Raw genomic sequence first — 18,152 nt, 5'->3', positions numbered from 1 at the left:
CCAGGGGCCGTGTTCCCAGGGGCCGTGTTCCCAGGGGCCGTGTTCCCAGGGGCCGTGTTGCCGCGGATGTCGTGGCCAGGGGCGGTGTTGCCAGGGGCGGTGTTCCCAAGGGCCGTGTTGCCAGGAGCGGCGGTGGCGTGGCCGGGGCCGGGGCCGGCGGACGTGCGCGCCTTCGCAAACTCAGAGCGATGGAACGGCTTCGAAGCGAACCGAGGCAACGAGCGGCGCCTATCCAACCCCACGATCGGCAGAACCAACCGCCGCAGCCAGTTCACGCCCATCACGCCGTTGACCAGCCGCGGTACCCGGCCGATGACCTTCATCCACCGCGGCAGCCACCCGATCGAGTAGTGCGCCATCGGCCGGAACTTGCCCTTGTACGTGCGGTCCAGCACCTCGGACTTGTACGCGGCCATGTCCACGCCCGACGGACAGTCGGCGCTGCACGCCTTACAGCTGAGGCACAGGTCGAGGCTCTCGCGCACCTCGGGTGCCGTCAGCCCGCCAATCAGCGTGCCGTTGATCGCGTCCTGCAGTACGCGAGCGCGCCCACGCGTCACGTCCTTCTCGTCCCCCGTGGCCGCATAGCTCGGGCACATGAATCCCGAGCCCTCGCCAATCGCATCGGCGCGGCATTTGCCCACGCCCGTGCAGCGGTGCACCGCCTCGGTGAGGTCGCCGTGATCGTGGGTGAAGGCGTGGCCGATGCCCGGGGTGCGCGGCGCGGCGGGGCGGCGCAGATCCCGATCCAGCGGCGCCGGATCCACCATGACGCCGGGGTTGAGCAGGCCATCCGGGTCAAACAGGGCCTTGACCTGGCCGAACAGCGCGATCGCCTCGGGGCTGTACATCGCGGGAAGTAGCTCGGATCGGGCGCGGCCGTCGCCGTGCTCGCCGCTGAGCGACCCGCCGTGGCGCGTCACAAGCTCGGCGGCATCGTGCATGAAGGCGCGCAGCACGGCGCCGTCCGGTTGCGACGGATCGTGCTGCAGGGGAATGTCGAGCCGCACGTGAATGCAGCCGTCCCCAAAGTGACCGAACGGCTGGCCGGTGACGCCGTGGCGCTCCATCACCTGGTCGAACTCCCGCAGGTACGCGCCCAGGTTCGCGGGCGGCACGGCCGCGTCCTCCCAGCCGGGCCAGCACTCCGCACCGTCGGAACTGCGGCCGGAGAGCCCGGCGCCGTCCGCACGGATCGCCCACAGCCGCGCCGCCTCCACCGGGTCCCGGACGATGCGATACGTCCCCGTGCCGGAATCGGCCGCGAGCGCGGCCATGGCCGCCTCGACCTCGTCGGCGGTGTCGGCACCCATCTCCACGAACAGCCAGCCCGCGCCGTCGGGAAGGTCCGGCACGCCCTGATTGCCCTTGGCCCCCGCGACGCGCTCCACCAGCCGCGCGTCCAAGCCCTCGACCGCCTGGGGCTTGTGGGCGAGCATCGGGACCACGGCATCGGCCGCCGACGCCATGTCGGTGTAGGCGAACACGCCCATGAGGCTTGCCTTGGGCACGTCCACCAGTTGGACCGTGGCCTCGAGGATGGTCGCGAGCGTCCCCTCGGAACCGGCCAGGAAGCGCGCCAGGTGGGCGCCGTTCTCCGGCAGCAGGTGCTCCAAGCTGTAGCCCGACACCTGGCGGCCGAAGCGCCCGAACTCGGTGCGGATGAGGCTGAGGTTGGCGGCCACGAGCTCGTCGAGCCCGGGCACGGCGGCCGCGCCACCCGGGCCCGCGGTGAAGCGTCGGCCGGCGCCGTCCACCACCTCTAGCGAGACCACGTTGTCGGAGGTCTTGCCGAACGCCACGGCGTGGGGGCCGCACGCGTTGTTGCCGATCAGGCCGCCAAAGGTCGCCCGGTTGGACGTGGAGGGGTCGGGCCCAAAGCGCAGGCCGTGCGGGGCGAGCCGCTCCTGCAGCACCGACAGCACCACGCCGGGCTGGACCCGGGCGGTCTTGGCCTCGACGTCGATCTTGAGGATCTGGTTCATGTGCCGCGACGTGTCGAGCACGATGCCCGGGCCAATCGCGTTGCCCGCAACGGAGGTGCCGCCGCCCCGCATCGTGAGGGGGGTGCCGGTCTGGCGAGAGATGGCGTGAACTGCGAGCACGTCGTCGGCGTCGCGCGGGTACACCACCACGAGCGGCACCACGCGGTAGTTGGAGGCATCCGTGCTGTACTCCGCGCGGCGGCGAGCCGAGGTGTCCACCTCGCCCGCGACGGCCGCGCGCAGGGCGGCGGCCAGGTCGGCGGTGGAGGTGGTGGACGTGGTGGAGGATGAGCGCGGCGCCGTTGTGGTCACGGGGTGATTCTTGCACGCGAGCGCTTCGATGCCGCCGACTCTCGTCCCGGTTGCGACGCCCTACTCGACTGGGGCCCGTGGGCCAGTCGGGCTCACCGGCCGTCGCGCCAGCACCGCCAATCGTGTTTCATTCCCGGATCCCCGTGTGCCGCAGCCGCCGAATGTCGATTCGCGGTGCTCACGCGACGGTGAGCGCCGGTAAGCGCCGGTAAGCGCCGGCGGGCGACGGTGAGCGCCGGTAAGCGACGAATGCGCCACCCCTCAGTGGCCGCGTCGCCGGGGTCGGTCAGGTCGGGGCCGCGCACTGGCACTCCAAGAGATGAGGTTGGCGCGCTCACCGGAAACCTGGGTCGACCTCGCTATTGCGCCCCGCCGCGCCGCGCCTAGATGATCGACGCGGCGACCGCGCGCACCTCATCCACACAATCGATCAGCGTGGACAGCGGGGTGCGGTAGGCGAGCGCGGAGACGCTCACCGCCCCCTCGCCGCTCGGCGTCACCACGCGCACCGCGATGCAGTTGATCCCCGGCTCGTTCTCCTGGTCGTCCACCGCGAACCCCCGCTCCCGCACGCGGGCGAGGTCCGCCGCCCACTCGGCATCGGACGTCAGCGTGTGCGGCGTGCGCTGCTCCACGGGATGGTCGGCCGCCCACTGCACCGCCTCGGCCGTCGTGGAAAGGTGGTGAGCAAGAATCGCCTTTCCCATGGCGGTCGCGCGCGCGGGGTTGCGGCCGCCGATGTACGACGTCAGCCGTATCGAGCCCGCCGCGGGATCGACCTTGGCGCGGTACACCACGTCGCCCCCCTCGAGCACCGCGTAGTGCGCGATCTCCCCAAAGCGCTCCGCAAGCTGGCGCAGTGCAGGCATCACCCGCGCCGCCTCCGGACGCGACTCCTGATACTCAAACGCGAGCCTCAGAAACTCGTCGCCCACGGCGTAACGCCCAAGCGATTCCCGCGTGGCCAGACCCGACCTGGTCAGCGAACCGAGCGCCCGATGCACGGTCGACTTGGCGCTGTTGAGGGCCACGGCAAGGTCGTCCAGGCTCGCGCCCTCCGGTCGCCGCGCCAACTCGATGAGCAGCGCGAGGACGCGGTCGGATCCCACCAGCCGCGCGTCGGCCGCCCCTGCGGTGTCTTCGGGGTTCGCCATGCACCGGACCCTACCATCTTGTTCCGTTTATCGGAATTGACTTCGCTTTATCTGAACATGATTACACTGGTGACGTTGCCCTCAGGCTCGATGGGAAGGACCCGCATGCGCGCCTTCGTCATCACCGGACCGGGCGTCGGCGCCGTCGCCGACGTCCCCGAGCCCGTCGCAGAGCCGGGCCAGGTGATCGTCGAGGTGGACCGGGTTGGCGTCTGCGGCACTGACATGGAGTTCTACGCGGGTGACATGGCCTACCTGCACTCGGGCGACGCGGCCTTTCCCGTGCGCATCGGCCACGAATGGTGCGGCCACGTAGTCGAGGCGGGCGCCGAGCCCGACGCCTCCTGGATCGGGCGCCGCGTCACGGGCGACACCATGCTCGGATGCCGCCGATGCTCGCGTTGCCTGGCCGGGCGCCAGCACCTGTGCGAGGAGCGGCACGAGATCGGCGTCCGCCACGGATGGCCCGGTGCACTCGCCGAACGCCTCACCGTGCCCACCTCCGCGCTTGTCGCACTGCCGGACGAGGTCGACTCGGTCCTCGGAGCGCTCGTGGAGCCCGGCGGGAACGCCCTGCGCGCAGTGCGCGGCGCGAGCCTGCTGCCCGGCGACTGCATGCTGGTGATCGGCGCCGGCGCCATCGGACTGCTCGTCGCCCAGATCGCCCAGGCGCGGGGCGCCGAGGTGCATATCGTCGGCCGGTCCCCACGCTCGTTGGACTTCGCGCGCGGCCTCGGCTTCGCGCGCACCACCACCCTGGACGGACTCGACCGCGGCCACGCCTTCCGCGCCGTCGTCGACGCGTCCAACAGCAAGGACTCCCCCACGCTCGCCGTGAACCTCGTGGACCCCGGCGGCCGCGTGGTGCTGATCGGGATCTCGGGCGAGCCCAGCCTCATCGACTCCCGCGACCTGGCCCTCAAAGACGTGACGGCGGTGGGGGTGCTGTCCGCGTCGGGCGGGCTCGAGGAGACCGTCGGCCTCTACGCGTCCGGCGCGGTAGACCCGCGGCCGCTCGTGGCCGCGACCGTGGGCCTTGACGCGACCGCCGCGATTCTTGCGGGTGAACGCCCGGCCGACGCCGGCGCCGGGCCCAAGTTCCACATCGACCCCCGCCGGTAGTGTCGCGGGTCAGGCAGGTTCACTACGGCCGAGGCGACCCCGGCTTCCCGGCGGCGTAGGCGGCGGCGCCAGCGTCGGCTTCGGCGGCGGCGTAGGCGTCGGCGTCGGTGACCCCCCGCGCCTGGCGCAGCGCCTCCCGCGCGCCGTCGGCGATCAGGCCGGTGTCCTGAGCAATCGTGACCATGGAGGCGCCGCGCGCGATCCAGTCGCGACCCATCTCGGGGTCCGAGCAATGCAGTCCCGCAGGCACACCCGCGGCCCGACACGCATCGACGATCTGCTGAATCAGCGCGGCCACCTCGGGGTCATCGCGGTACGTGCCGCGGCCAAACCCACACGCGAGGGCCAGGTCATTGGGGCCGATGTAGATGCCGTCGAGGCCCTCCGTCGCCAGGATCGCGTCCAGGACCGCGATCGCCTCCGCAGTCTCGATCATGACGATGCACAACGCCCCCGCGTCCTGCTCGGCCGGGGGCAGCGCGCCGTCGGAGCGCACGGTGCTCCACATGGGACCCCAGCTGCGCACGCCGACGGGCGGGAACCGGCAGGCGCTGACCGCGGCCTCCGCCTCGTCCGCGGACGAGACCATCGGCACCACCACCCCGCACGCGCCCGAGTCGAGCGCCCGCATGATCTGCGCCGGGTCCTTCCAGGGGACGCGCACCAGCGGGGCGTTGCCCGCCGCTCGCATCGCCTGCGCGATCACGGGAAGCTCCGTGAACGTGGCCACTCCATGTTGGAGGTCGACCACCACGTAGTCGTAGGGCAAGCCCGCCACGAGCTCGGCCACCGACGTGTCGGGGATGGAGCTCCACATGCCGTAGGCGCGGCCGGCCGACATGGCGGAGCGCAGGCGGGCCGCCGCGCTGGCGATGGTGCCGTGTTGGGGTTGCATCGTTCCTCCTTGTAGGCCGTCCGTCGACACGTGCGCAACACCTCGCGACTAGTGCGATTCCCGCGTCACACGCGCGCCGCTGGAGCCAACGAGGAAGTCGAGGTCGGCCCCCGTGTCGGCCTGCATCACATGGTCGACATACAGCCGTTCCCAGCCGCGCGTGGGTGCCGCGTAGGCGTCCGTCGTGGCCGCGCTCGCGGTGCGTGCCGCGAGGACGTCGTCGGGCACGTCGAGCGTGAGTCGGCGCCCGGCGACGTCCAGCTCGATCCAGTCCCCGCTCTGCACCAGGGACAGCGGCCCGCCCGCTGCGGCCTCTGGGGCAACATGGAGCACCACGGTGCCGTAGGCGGTGCCGCTCATGCGGCCGTCACACACGCGCACCACGTCGCGCACGCCCTGGGCGAGCAACTTGGCCGGAATGGGCATGTTCGAGACCTCGGGCATGCCCGGGTACCCCTTGGGCCCGCAACCGCGCAGCACCATCACGGAGTCCGCATCGACGTCCAGGTCCGGATCGTCGACGCGGGCGTGGAAGTCCTCGATGCTGTCGAACACGACGGCGCGGCCGCGGTGCTGCAGCAGGTGCGGGGAGGCCGCGGCGGGCTTGATCACGGCGCCGTCCGGGGCCAGGTTGCCCCTCAGGATGGCCAGGCCGGCCTCGGCGATGAGCGGCTCCTCGCGCGTGCGGATCACCTCGCGGTCCCACACCTCGGCTCCGTCCAGGTGGTCGACCAGGGGGCGGCCGGAGACCGTCAGCGCGGCAGGGTCGAGCAGGTCCTTCACCTCGTTCAGCACCGCCGCGAGGCCGCCCGCGCGGTAGAGGTCATCCATGAGGAACCGGCCCGCGGGCTGCAGGTCCACCAGCAGCGGCACGTGCGAGCCGATCCGGTCGAAGTCCTCGAGCGTCAGGTCCACCCCGACCCGGCCCGCGATGGCCAGGAGGTGCACCACCGCATTGGTGGAGCCGCCGATGGCCGCGAGCGCGATGATCGCGTTGTGAAAGGCCCCGCGCGTGAGGATCTGGCTGGGCCGACGGTCCGCCCGCACCATCTCCACGGCCAGGCGCCCTGCGGCGTGCGACTGCTGCAGCAGGCGAGAGTCGGGCGCAGGAATGCCGGCCGTCCCTGGCAGGACCATCCCGAGCGCCTCCGCGAGCAGGCCCATCGTCGACGCCGTGCCCATCGTGTTGCAGTGGCCCTTGGAGCGGACGGTCGACTTCTCGCTGTCCGTGAACTCCTGATGGGTGATGGTGCCCGCGCGCACCTCCTCGGACAGGCGCCACACCTCGGTGCCGCAGCCCATGGGGCGGCCGCGGAAGGTGCCGGTGAGCATCGGCCCGCCGGGAATCACCACGGCGGGGAGGTCGACGGACGACGCCGCCATCAGGAGGGAGGGAATGGTCTTGTCACAGCCGCCCAGGAGCACGACGCCGTCGATGGGGTTGGCGCGCAGCATCTCCTCGGTCGCCATCGCGGCCATGTTGCGCCACAGCATCGCGGTGGGGCGCACCTGGGTCTCGCCCAGCGACACCACCGGCAGTTCCAGTGGGATGCCGCCCGCCTCGTAGATGCCGTCGCGGACGGACTTCGCCACCTCGTGCAGGTGCACGTTGCACGGGGTGAGGTCCGACGCGGTGTTGGCGATCGCGATCTGGGGGCGCCCCTCGAAGGCGCTGTCGGGAGCGCCGCGCCTCATCCACCCGCGGTGGATATACGCGTTGCGAGTCTCGCCCTGGTACCAGTCGTCGCTCCGCAGAGGCATGCGCTCGTCTTTCTGTTTATCGGAATTGCTTGCTGAATAGAGAAAAGATGCCTTCAGCATAGACCCGCGACCACCCCGATGCCCCGTCGAGGGTCGACCCTGACCGCGGCAACGGACGGGGGCCACAAGCCTCCGGGGCCTCGTCACTCGCGTTCTTTGCTCGACCGCACGCCGGCACGTGAGTCGGTCGCCACCGTGGACCCGCTCACCGAGTTGGCCAGTCGACTGCCTTCGCTGGCATGACCCGGACAGGTTCAGTGGTCGAAGCTGCGTCGGCTCCCTCTCGTTCCTGGCCGCACCGGTGACTCCCTTGTGAAGGCTCCCCCACAAGGGTTTCACGTGTCGTGACCGAGCGACAGCGCCCGGCCACAAGATCATCGTGAGTCCCCACTTCCGGCAGCGTCTCGCGAAGGCAGCAGAATTCCTGCCGGGCGGTATCCTGTGTGAGGGAGTCAACGATGACCGCAGAGACCAGCCAAACCCTCATTTCGTCGGTTCAGCGCGCGTTGAACATCGTCGACATCGTGGCCAACGCACACAGACCGTTGCCGGTCAAGGTGATCGCCCAGTTAGCTGCACTGAGTCTCGGAACTGCTTACAACATCACGCGCACGCTCGTGCACGAGGGATACCTCGCCAGCGAGCCCGATGGGCTCGTTCTCGGCGTGAGGTTCCCTGGCCTGCGCCACGGTGACGACGAAGCTGTGTTGCTGGCCAGGGGTCGTCAGACCCTCCGCGACGTGACCGACGAACTCGGCGCGACCGCGTACCTGTCGCGTTTCGATGATGGCGAGGTGCGGATACTCGATATCGTCGACGCCGCGGCATCCCCGCGCGTGGATCTCTGGGTCGGGATCACGGACAGCGCACACGCAACGGCACTCGGCAAGCAAATTCTGGCCGAGCTTCACCCAGAGCAACGTTTGGACTATCTCTCCAGGCATCCACCCGAGGGGCTCACCCCGCACACCATCAGCGATCGACGTACCCTCTTGCGTCAATTGAAGTGCGCTGGGGGAGCATCCGTGGATCGGCAGGAATATGCCATTGGCTACACCTGCGTTGCAGTGGGGCTCCGCGCGCCCGGTCTCGTCGGTTCCCTGGCGATTTCTCGGCCGAACGGCAGGCCCGACATCAACCTAGACAAGACGATACGCACGCTCCAGACGTATGCTGCCCGGCTCTCGCTGCAACTGGGCGCGGACAGGTTCGGGCAGTTCACCATCTGAAATGTTGCCTCTGCCGCCGCCGATTTCATCGCGATAGCGTCAAAGAACGGAGTGCGACACTGTCGTCGTTCCCGTTTGAGGAGAAGCAATGACGCTATCCACCACACCGGAGCTCACCGAGGAGAGTCGGCGGAGCCTGTTGAACACCATGGTGTTGATCAGAACTTACGAAGAGGCGATTCGGCGCGAGTACTACGCCGACAAGATGCCCGCCTTCGACATTGGGGCAGGACTAGTGCCGGGCGAGATGCACCTCTCGGCTGGCCAGGAGCCCGTGGCCGCGGGCATCTGTGCCCATTTGACAGCGGACGACGCGCTGACGGCCACTCACCGTCCGCACCACGTGGCCATCGCGAAGGGTGTCGCATTGCGCCCCATGACGGCCGAGATCTTCGGCCGTGAAGATGGGTTTGGCCACGGCCGCGGCGGACACATGCACCTTTTCGACCCGAGCAACCACTTTTCCTGTTCCGGAATCATTGCCGAGGGGCTGCCACCGGCGCTGGGTCAGGCGTTCGCATTCAAACGCCAGGGCAACAACCGAGTGGTCGTGGCCGTCACGGGTGAAGGAGCAGCCAACCAGGGGGCCTTCCACGAATCGCTCAATCTTGCCGCCCTATGGAAATTGCCGGTGATCTTCGTGGTCGAAGACAACGACTGGGGCATCTCGGTTCCCCGCGCCGGATCAACGTCCGTCACCTCCAATGCCGTTCGTGCGGCGGCGTACGGCATGCCGGGAGTGCGCGTCGAAGACAACTCGGTTGAGGCCGTCTATGCCGCCGGCGGCGAGGCGGTGGCCCGTGCCCGTGCCGGCGGCGGCCCCTCACTGATCGAGGTGCACACTCTTCGGCTCTGGGGCCATTTCGAGGGTGACGCAGAGGGGTACCGGCCAGAACTCAAGAGCGTTCCCGATCACGACCCCATCCCCCGTTACCGGGATGAGCTTCTTCAAGCCGGCGGGCTCAGCGCCGAGCAGTTCCAGACGATGCAGGACCGTGCGGTCGAGCAGGTTGAAGACGCCATTCAATTCGCCAAGGCCTCACCGGCTCCGAACCCGAGTGAACACCTCAACTACGTCTTCTCCGAAGGAGTCAACTCATGACTACGGCGCCCACAGGTACCAAGCAGTCGACCACGCTGGCAGTAGAACCAGAGCCCGGTCGACGCAAACTGTCGACCGCCAAGGCAATGCAGGAGGCGATCAGCCAGCGAATGACACGCGACGAGTCCGTCTTCGTGATGGGCGAAGACGTCGGCCCCTACGGCGGCATCTTCTCCTCGACCACCGGACTGATAGATCGATTCGGTCCGGAACGCGTGATTGACACGCCCATCTCAGAAACGGCCTTCATCGGGCTGGGCATCGGCGCCGCCGTCGAGGGCATGCGCCCGGTGGTTGAGCTCATGTTTGCCGACTTCTTCGGTGTCTGCATGGACCAGATTTACAACCACATGGCCAAGATTCACTTCGAGTCGGGCGGAAACGTCAAGGTCCCTATGGTGCTGATGACCGCGACCGGCGGCGGGTATTCCGACGGCGCACAACACTCGCAGTGTCTTTGGGGCACGTTCGCACACCTGCCGGGGATGAAGGTGGTGGTGCCGTCCAACCCCTACGACGCGAAGGGCCTGATGGCCGCCGCTATCGACAGTGACGATCCGGTGGTCTTCATGTTCCACAAGGGCATCATGGGTCTCGGGTGGATGGCCAAGAACAATCGCGCGATCGGCGCCGTTCCCGAAGAGGAGTACATCGTCCCCATCGGGAAGGCGCGGGTCGCTCGTGAGGGCACGGATGTCACGATCGTGACTCTGTCGCTCTCGGTGCACCACAGCCTCGATGTGGCGGAGAAACTCGAAGCCGAGGGCATCAGCGTCGAGGTGATTGACTTGCGCAGCCTGGTACCGCTGGATCGTGACGCGATCGTGCGCTCGGTCACGAAGACCGGGCGTCTGGTCGTCGTCGACGAGGATTATCAGTCCTTTGGGCTGTCCGGCGAGGTCATCGCGGTCGTCGCCGAGCACGATGCGAGCCTGCTCACATCGGTCTCGCGGGTATGCGTCCCCGACGTGCCCATTCCTTACGCACGCGAGCTGGAAAGCATCGTGCTTCCCACTCCCGCGCGCATCGAGGCAGCCGTGCGCGAGGCCGTTGCGCGGTGACGGACGTACGCTTTCCCCACATGACCACCGCTGAGGGTGCGACCGGCGTTCTGGTGACCTGGTTCGTCGACTCCGGTGACGAGGTCACTCCGAAGACCCTGATCGCCGAAGTCGCCATGGACAAGGTCGATGCGGAGGTATATCCCGAGACATCCGGGACGATATCGCTGCTCGTCGAGGAGGGAGCAGAGGTTCCCCAAGGCTCGGTGATCGCGCAGGTCAACTGATGCTGCATGACCGTTGGCAAGGGGATTCGGCCGATGCACGGATGACGGCGGGCAGCACCCCCTGAAATCTGTGGCCGTATTTGTGACCTCATACGCCAAGAGGCCCCTCCCGAAGCAGGCACGACGGCCGCCGCGTGCACGGCCTGGCGAGCATGGCGGGCCAGGGTGCGTATCCTGGCGTCTGCACCTGAAGAACGGACCCACCCATGCTCGAGCTGCTCGGCGGTTCGCTGGTCGCCGCCTTGGTCATGGGGTTCGCGGCAATCGTCATCGGCTTCTCCAAGACGGCCCTGGGCGGCCTCTCCGTCGTCTCCATCGCCATCTTCGCCACGATTCTCCCCGCCAAGGAGTCCACGGCCGCCATCCTGCTGCTCCTCATCGTGGGCGACCTGGTCGCGGTGTGGCACTACCGGCACGACGCGGACTGGTCCCTGATCCGGCGGCTCCTCCCGGCGGTGCTCCCCGGGCTGTTGCTGGGGACTTTCTTTCTGCAGGTGGTGTCTGACAGCGTCCTGCGCCGCAGCATCGGAGGCGTCCTGCTGGTCCTCCTCCTCCTCCAACTCCTGGTGAAGTGGCGCAGCGTGGCTCCCGCATCGAGTGCGCACGAGCACAGGGTGGCGGTCTGGATCGCGGGGACCGGCGTGGGATTCGCGACCATGACGGCCAACGCCGCGGGCGCGGTGATGACCCTCTACCTGTCCGCGTCGGGCATCGAGAAGCGGCGCTTCATCGGCACCAACGCGTGGTTCTTCCTCATCGTCAACCTGGTCAAGGTGCCCTTCTCCGTGGGGCTCGGGCTGATGCACTGGGCCGACCTCGGACGGGCCGGGCTGCTCGCCCCGCTCATCCTGCTCGGAGGGATCCTGGGCTACGCGATCATTCGCCGCATCAGTCAGCGCCGCTTTGACGTTGCCGTGCTGCTCGCCTCGGCCGTCGCGGCCACGGCGCTGCTGCTCTAGAGGAAGTACCTGCTCACGCCCGGACACCCGGGCGGATGGAGCCGCCTAAGGGAATCGAACCCTTGACCTATTCATTACGAGTGAATCGCTCTGCCAACTGAGCTAAGGCGGCGTGCGCCACGGATGGCGCGGTCAGTAAGTCTAGCGCCTACCGACGGCGCGCAACATCACGCCGACGCAGGGGCTTCGGCGCCCGCGCGGGGGTCAACACTGCACGCCGTCTGGCGGCACCACACCGTCCACCAGGTAGGAGTCCACCACGTCCGTCACACACTGGTTGGACCGGCCGTAGGCCGTGTGACCCTCGCCCGTGTAGGTCAGCAGCGGGGCCCCCAGGTCACTCGCGAGCGACTTGGCCCATGTGTACGGCGTGGCCGGGTCGTTGGTGGTACCCACCACCAGAATGGGGGACGACGAAGTGGCGGCGGCGTCCAGGCTGGTGACCACCTCGTCGGCCGCGTACGGCCAGCCCTCGCAGCCGCCCGTTCCCGCAAACCACCAGCCAAAGGTGGGCGAAACCGCGTTCACCTTGCTCGCAAAGTCGCGCTGATCGGCCATGGTCCAGTCGCCCTCGGTGCCCGCGGAATCGAGGCAGGCGATCGCGGTGAAGGCCACGGCGGAGTTGCCGTTCCACGCGCCCGTCTCTTCGTTGCGATCGAGGTAGAAGTTTCCGAGCGAGTAGAAGATGCGCGCGGTGCCCACGGTGAGGACCTCGTTCAGGGCGAGCTCCAGGTACTCCCAGTTGGCCTCGTCGTAGAGCGTGACCACCATGCCGTAGACCATGAGATTGCCGTTGACGGGTATGCCCGCGTCCGAGGGATACGGCTGCTCAAGCGCGGTGCGGGCGATGGTGGCGATCTGCTTACGCGCGGACTCCACATTCGAATCCAGTTCACAGTCGGCGCGCGCCACACACCAGGTGAGGAAGCTGGTGAGCGCCCCCTCGAAGCCCGCGGCCTGCTGGAGCGACTGATCGGTCGAGTCGAGCAGCACGTCCACGGCGCCGTCCAGCACCACGCGCCCCACGTTCTGCGGGTACAGCTCGGCGTAGGTGGCGCCCAGCTGGGTGCCGTACGAGAAGCCCAGGTAGTGCAGCTTCGCGTCGCCCAGCACCGCCCGGATCACGTCCATGTCGCGCGCGGCGCTGACGGTGCCGACGTTCTCCAGCAGCGGTCCCGACAGTGCGCGGCAGTTCTGCGCAAACGCCTGATTGCGCTCGCGCGCGGCCTCGAGGTCGGCCTGCGTCTCGACCACAAAGTCCTGCACGTAGTAGTCGTCGAGCGTCTGCCCCGCACCACAGTCAAGGGGCGACGACTCCCCCACGCCGCGCGGATCGAAGCCCACGATGTCGTAGCTGGCCATGAGCTTGGCGCTCGCGAAGGTGTCGACGTTCCTCACCAGGTCGATCCCCGACCCGCCCGGCCCCCCCGGGTTGATAAGTAGCGATCCGACTCGCTTGTCCGGGTTGTCGGCGGGCCGCCGGGAGAGCGCCAAGGAGACGGTCTCGCCGTGGGGCACCGACCAGTCGAGCGGCACGTCGATGCTCGCGCACTCCAGGTCGCCACACGTGATCCAGTCCACCGTCTGCTGGTACACGGCCGAAGCCTCGGGATTCGCCGGCGGCCCGCTGGGGGTCGGACCCGGCGCGTTGGCGGTGAGGGGCGTCGGCTCCGTCGGCGCCTGCGCCCACGGGAACACCGAGCAGCTGGCGAGCGCGAGAGCGGCGGCCACCACGAGGACGATGCGTTTCATACGTCGAGGGTAGGCGGTCGTGGCCGGGCCAGGGTGCACCGTGCACGCCGTCCGGTGGATGCACGCCTTCAAGTGACTCCGGCGCGGCGTGATTCCGGCGCGGCGTGATTCCGGCGCGGCGTGCTTCCGGCGCGGCGTGATTCCGGCGCGGCGTGCTTCCGGCGCGGCGTGATTCCGGCGCGGCGTGCTTCCGGCGCGGCGTGCAGAGGTGGCTAGTTCCGCGGCCGCAGCGCCAGGATCATGGCCTCGATCGCGAGCAGCGGATGCACATTCGCGGCAAGCCGCTCCTTCGCGGTGCCCAGCGCGTCGATGCGCGCCATCGTTCCCGGCAGGTCCGTGCGGGCGGCCAGCTCCCTGATGCGACCCTCGTGAGCAATGTTGGTGAGCTCAGTGTCGGCGCCCAACTGCACGGCCGCCACGTCGCGGTACAGGGACATGAGGTCCGTCATCGCCCGGTCCAGCACGTCACGCTTGTGGCGCGTGGCGCGGCGCTTCTGGTCCTCCTCGAGCTCCCTCACCTGCGCGCGCAGCGCCGGCGGGATGGTGCCCGTCTCCGCTCCCAGCACCGCCAGCAACTCCGCCTTCTCGGCGGCGTCGCGCTCCTCGGTGGCCGCGGCGGCATCGTCCTCGGCGACCTTCACCAGGTCTGCGGCGGCCAACACCGCGTCTCCCACTCCCCGCACTTCGGTCGCGAGCGCAAGCACCTGGTCGCGCCTGGCCCTCGCCTTCGGGTCGCGCGCGAGCCTGCGTGCGATGCCGATGTGGCTCTGGGCGGCCAGGGCGCATTCGTGCGCCAGGGCGGGCTCCACCCCGTCGCGTTCCACGAGTAGCCGGGCCACCACGTCGGCCGGTGGGGTGCGCAACGCGACCACGCGGCTGCGGGAGCGGATGGTCACCGAGACGTCATGGGCGTGCGGAGCGCACAGCAGCCACACGGTGCGCGGCGGCGGCTCCTCGATGGCCTTGAGCAGCACGTTCGAGGTGCGCTCCGTCATGCGGTCCGCATCCTCGATGATGATGACGCGCCAGCGGCCCTCGCTTGGAGCCCGCTGCGCGAGCATGGACAGGTCCCTCACCTCGTCGATGCCGATGGTGACCTTCTCGGTCGCCAGCAGGGTGACGTCCGCGTGAGCCGCCGTGAGTGCGGTCTTGCACGCCTTGCACTCGCCGCAGCCGCCGTTCTTGCACTGCAGCGCCGCCGCGAAGGCGCGCGCGGCGTGGGACCGGCCCGATCCAGGTGGGCCCGTGATCAGCCACGCGTGGGTCATCGCGACCGGGCGGTCCACGGCGGCGCGCAACTGCGCGATTTGGGCGTCCTGGCCCACCACCTCCGCCCACACCCCTGGCAAGGCGACGCTTGCCTCCGGGGGCGCCGCGGACGGCGCGGACGATGCGGCGGCCGTCACGGGGTTCCCCACGGCTCCACGCCGGGAGAGTCAGCGTCAAAGCCGCTGGTTCCGCCTACTCGCTGCAACGCCGCGGCGACCCGGGAACGAACGTCGGCCGCGACGTCGGCGATGGGACGGGAGGCATCGACCACGGCGTACCGCTGCGGCGCGAGCTTGGCGCGATCCAGAAAGCCCTGCCTGATGCGGGCCGCGTGGGCAACCGTCTCGCGCTCGACGCGGTCCAGATCGCGGGCCATGCGCTCCGCGAGCGGCTCCATGTCCAACACCACCGTCAGGTCGGGAAGAGCCCCCTCGGTCGCCCACAGGGAGATGCGCTCGACCATGTCGCCTAGGCCGCGCGCCACACCCTGATACACCACCGACGAATCGAGGTAACGGTCCTGGACCACCACCTCGCCGCGCTCGAGCGCCGGACGCACTACCGTCGCGACGTGATGGCCGCGGTCCGCCGCATACAGCAGGGCCTCCGCGTGAGGCTCGACGTGTTCGCCGTGCATCACGGCCTGGCGCAGTTCCCTGCCAAGATCGGTGCCGCCGGGCTCGCGCGTGGTGACCACGGTGCGGGGGCCGGCATCGGCCGTGCGAAGCCACTCGGACAGCAAGGCAATCTGCGTGGACTTGCCCACGCCGTCGCCACCTTCGAAGACAATCCAGAACCCGCCACCAACCATGCGCCTACGGTACCGGCAAGCGCCGACGCGACGTGGCCGGCGGTCCGGGGGCTTGGGGACTCGCTGTCGCGCCGGTGCGCGGCGAAGGCTCTACCGCTCGTGGGGTGTCGCGCCCGTGCGCGGCGAAGGCTCTACCGCTCGTTCGGGTAGCGCACGCCAATCTGTGCGCGCACCAGATCCATCAGCGCCATCACCTCACGCGTGGCCTTCCACGGCATGATCGGACTCTCGGTGAGACCAGCGGCAATGCCCCTGGCCACCTCGGCCGCCTCAAACTGGAAGCCGTTCTCGACGCTGCCGTCAAACTCACGGATGGTCACATCGTCCTTGACCACGCGAATGGTGGTGGGCGTGTAGAACCAGCCGTCCACCTCAATGCGGCCCTTGGTGCCGATGACCTGGGCGGTGTTGGCGGACTTGGACACCATGGAGGTGTGAAGTAGCGCCTGCGCGTTCGGGTAGTCGAAGATCATGGCGACCTGGTTGTCCACGCCTCCATCGGAGAGCTGACCGACCGACGTCACCGAGGTAGGAACGCCCAGGAACGTGTGCGCGAAGGAGATTGGGTAGACGCCCAGGTCCAGCAGCGCACCGCCCGCGAGGTCCGCGCGGGCCATGCGAGGCACGTGCGTCAGCTGTTGGCCGTGGTCGGCGATCACGCAGGTGACCTCGCCGATCTCGCCAGCCGCGATGGCGGAACGAAGTTCGTACACGTGCGGCAGGTGGCGCGTCCACATGGCCTCCATGACAAACACTCCGGCCTCTTCTGCAGCCGCAAGAATGGCGTCGGTCTGGAGGGAGTTCTGCGCGAAAGACTTCTCTACCAACGCGTGCTTGCCCGCCTTGATCGCAAGGATCGCGGGCTCGTGGTGGTTGTTGTGCGTGGTCGCCACGTAGACGGCGTCCACGTCCTCGCGCGCTACCAACTCCTCGTAGGAATGGTAGGCGTCGCCAGCATCGTGCGCCGTGGCGAACTCTTGTGCCTTCTCGAGCGAGGACGCCGAGGCGACCGCCACGACCGAGGACGAGGTGTAGTCCTTCACGGCTTCGGCGAACTTGGCGGCAATCCCGCCAGCTCCGAGGATTCCCCACCGAATCGAGGGTGCTGTCATGGGATCTGGTGCGCTCATCCCGCCACCATATCTGACACGGGGTGGGCCGCGTCCCCGACCGGGCCCTGGGTCAGGCAGTCCCGCGGGTCGCGGCACAGCGACCCTTCCCGCCGCTGAGTGCTGTCGCTGACACGAACCTGACGGGGGTTGCGGCGCGTCGCCCGCAGCACACCGCATGGGACCCCGTCCACGGACTGACTGTCGCGTGGGCACCGCAGATCAACATTCACCGACCGAGTTGTGCGTGGCCAGAAAGGTGGATGTCGATTCGCGGTGCTGGCGCGACGCTGGCTGACCCCGCAGGGTCATTTCCTATGACCCAGCATCCATGCGAGTCGCCGGTCGAGATCCCTGCGCGGCTCCTTGCCCACGATCTGGGCAACCTGCCGCGCCACCGCCGCTAGATCCCCCCTCACCTCGTGCGAAGTGAACCGCATGACCGGCTTGCCGCGTGCCAACATCCCTCGGTCTCGCGCCCGATCGCGCTCGAATGCCTCGCGGCCCTGGTGGTACTCCCAACCATCGACTTCCACCGCGACGGCGTCCTCCACCACAAAGTCGACCCGGCCGACTCCACGCACGACGACTTGCTCCTGCACGGCCATTCCGGCCGCCGCCAACCCCGCCCGGGCCACCGTCTCCAGGGGCGACTCCGCCGCACTGGAAGCCATGCGCCTCAGCCATGCGCGGCGCCGCGCAGTCCCAGCACCAAAGTGCGCCACATCACCGGGCAAGAGCAGTTGGCTGTGCAACGCCGCGTCGACCAGAACGAGTTGCTCGACCGGCGTGGTGCACCACGCGGCCTGATCTATAGCACTCGTGACCGGAACCCAAACGCTGCCCGGCAACGGCCAGGAGGTGCGATGGAGGGTCACCTCAGCCAACTCGCCCGGGTCGCGTCGCGACGCGGAACGGTGGCGCGGCACCACCAGGTGGGTGCTGTTGTGCCTGCCCCACAATGGCAGGCCCCAGTGGTCACACGCGGAGACGCATCCGATCTGCGCTCTGAATAGGGTCGCCAAGGCGACTTCCCGTGCGGCCCATGGCAACGCATAGGTCCCGTGGCCGACCGCGAGCACCCGCTCTTCTTTGACGGCGCGCGCCATCGAGCGCTCCGGCACACCCGCTCGCAAGAGGTCGGAGCGTCGCGCCGCTCCTCCGGCCTCATCAAGGGCTCGTAGCAAGTCCACGGGCCCACCGTGCCCGGCCGTGAGGCCTGACGGGGGATCTGGGCGGGATCTGTGGATAGTGGGGGCGTCGCGTGAGCACCGCCTATCGACATTGTCCGGCCGCACTGTGCGGGGACCACCCAGCGAGTGTCGATTCGCGGTGCTGGCGCGACGCTCGCGACCTTGGCCGACGCTGGCGACCTTGGCCGACGCTGGCGACCTTGGCCGACGC

Annotated in this window: 15 protein-coding genes and 1 tRNA gene; 6 read left to right on the top strand and 10 right to left on the bottom strand. The window is 68.9% G+C overall.

Annotated features, from left to right (window positions below; all coding sequences use genetic code 11):
* A partial coding sequence (locus tag QZZ29_RS04065; protein ID WP_291381566.1) for an FAD-binding and (Fe-S)-binding domain-containing protein occupies positions 1 to 2,297 on the bottom strand: 2,297 nt, incomplete at its 3' end.
* A gap of 383 nt (positions 2,298 to 2,680) precedes the next feature.
* Positions 2,681 to 3,451, bottom strand: a complete 771-nt coding sequence (locus QZZ29_RS04060) for an IclR family transcriptional regulator (protein ID WP_291381564.1) — start codon at positions 3,449 to 3,451, stop codon at positions 2,681 to 2,683.
* Between the two features lie 57 nt (positions 3,452 to 3,508).
* On the opposite strand from QZZ29_RS04060, the gene QZZ29_RS04055 reads away from it, so the two are divergent.
* Positions 3,509 to 4,573, top strand: coding sequence for an alcohol dehydrogenase catalytic domain-containing protein (locus QZZ29_RS04055; RefSeq protein WP_291381562.1), 1,065 nt, complete (start codon positions 3,509 to 3,511; stop codon positions 4,571 to 4,573).
* 22 nt (positions 4,574 to 4,595) lie between these two features.
* Here the strand turns inward: QZZ29_RS04055 and QZZ29_RS04050 are convergent, their stop codons facing one another.
* Positions 4,596 to 5,468, bottom strand: coding sequence for an aldolase/citrate lyase family protein (locus QZZ29_RS04050; RefSeq protein WP_291381560.1), 873 nt, complete (start codon positions 5,466 to 5,468; stop codon positions 4,596 to 4,598).
* Between the two features lie 48 nt (positions 5,469 to 5,516).
* Positions 5,517 to 7,289, bottom strand: coding sequence for an IlvD/Edd family dehydratase (locus QZZ29_RS04045; protein ID WP_291381558.1), 1,773 nt, complete (start codon positions 7,287 to 7,289; stop codon positions 5,517 to 5,519).
* Between the two features lie 398 nt (positions 7,290 to 7,687).
* On the opposite strand from QZZ29_RS04045, the gene QZZ29_RS04040 reads away from it, so the two are divergent.
* The 5 genes from QZZ29_RS04040 to QZZ29_RS04020 all read left to right on the top strand — a co-directional run bounded on the left by QZZ29_RS04040 (position 7,688) and on the right by QZZ29_RS04020 (position 11,807).
* Positions 7,688 to 8,458 (top strand): IclR family transcriptional regulator C-terminal domain-containing protein, encoded by a 771-nt coding sequence (locus tag QZZ29_RS04040; protein WP_291381556.1) that lies wholly within the window; start codon positions 7,688 to 7,690, stop codon positions 8,456 to 8,458.
* 88 nt (positions 8,459 to 8,546) lie between these two features.
* Positions 8,547 to 9,560 carry a thiamine pyrophosphate-dependent dehydrogenase E1 component subunit alpha gene (locus QZZ29_RS04035; RefSeq protein ID WP_291381554.1) on the top strand — a complete coding sequence of 338 codons (1,014 nt, stop codon included), beginning with the start codon at positions 8,547 to 8,549 and terminating at the stop codon, positions 9,558 to 9,560.
* Entirely contained in the window at positions 9,557 to 10,621 is a 1,065-nt protein-coding gene (locus QZZ29_RS04030; RefSeq protein WP_291381552.1) for an alpha-ketoacid dehydrogenase subunit beta, read from the top strand. The genes QZZ29_RS04035 and QZZ29_RS04030 overlap by 4 nt, the downstream gene beginning before the upstream one ends.
* A complete protein-coding gene (locus QZZ29_RS04025; RefSeq protein ID WP_291381550.1) occupies positions 10,618 to 10,848 on the top strand; it encodes a biotin/lipoyl-containing protein in 231 nt (76 codons plus the stop codon). Before QZZ29_RS04030 ends, QZZ29_RS04025 begins: the two co-directional genes overlap by 4 nt.
* 206 nt (positions 10,849 to 11,054) lie before the next feature.
* Complete coding sequence (locus QZZ29_RS04020) at positions 11,055 to 11,807, top strand: sulfite exporter TauE/SafE family protein (RefSeq protein WP_291381548.1); 753 nt, start codon at positions 11,055 to 11,057, stop codon at positions 11,805 to 11,807.
* Positions 11,808 to 11,843: 36 nt separating this feature from the next.
* On the opposite strand, the gene QZZ29_RS04015 is transcribed toward QZZ29_RS04020, so the two are convergent.
* The 6 genes from QZZ29_RS04015 to QZZ29_RS03990 form a co-directional block, all read right to left on the bottom strand.
* Positions 11,844 to 11,919 (bottom strand) — tRNA-Thr (locus tag QZZ29_RS04015).
* 92 nt (positions 11,920 to 12,011) lie between these two features.
* Positions 12,012 to 13,559, bottom strand: a complete 1,548-nt coding sequence (locus QZZ29_RS04010) for an alpha/beta hydrolase (protein ID WP_291381546.1) — start codon at positions 13,557 to 13,559, stop codon at positions 12,012 to 12,014.
* A 212-nt stretch (positions 13,560 to 13,771) separates the two neighbouring features.
* Positions 13,772 to 14,908, bottom strand: coding sequence for a DNA polymerase III subunit delta' (locus tag QZZ29_RS04005; RefSeq protein ID WP_291381604.1), 1,137 nt, complete (start codon positions 14,906 to 14,908; stop codon positions 13,772 to 13,774).
* Positions 14,909 to 14,961: 53 nt separating this feature from the next.
* The gene (gene tmk, locus QZZ29_RS04000) at positions 14,962 to 15,639 is read right to left on the bottom strand and encodes a dTMP kinase (RefSeq protein ID WP_291381543.1); all 678 of its coding nucleotides are present in this window, start codon (positions 15,637 to 15,639) and stop codon (positions 14,962 to 14,964) included.
* 131 nt (positions 15,640 to 15,770) lie between these two features.
* Complete coding sequence (locus tag QZZ29_RS03995) at positions 15,771 to 16,769, bottom strand: Gfo/Idh/MocA family oxidoreductase (RefSeq protein WP_291381542.1); 999 nt, start codon at positions 16,767 to 16,769, stop codon at positions 15,771 to 15,773.
* A 287-nt stretch (positions 16,770 to 17,056) separates the two neighbouring features.
* Positions 17,057 to 17,941: a type IV toxin-antitoxin system AbiEi family antitoxin domain-containing protein gene (locus QZZ29_RS03990; protein ID WP_291381540.1), complete on the bottom strand. Its 885-nt coding sequence runs from the start codon at positions 17,939 to 17,941 to the stop codon at positions 17,057 to 17,059.
* Positions 17,942 to 18,152 lie beyond the last annotated feature (211 nt).

The sequence above is a fragment of the Demequina sp. genome (assembly GCF_016278765.1).
Classification (GTDB): domain Bacteria; phylum Actinomycetota; class Actinomycetes; order Actinomycetales; family Demequinaceae; genus Demequina.
The sequence above is the reverse complement of the archived record's forward strand: the minus strand, read 5'-3'. Positions and strand labels throughout refer to the sequence as shown.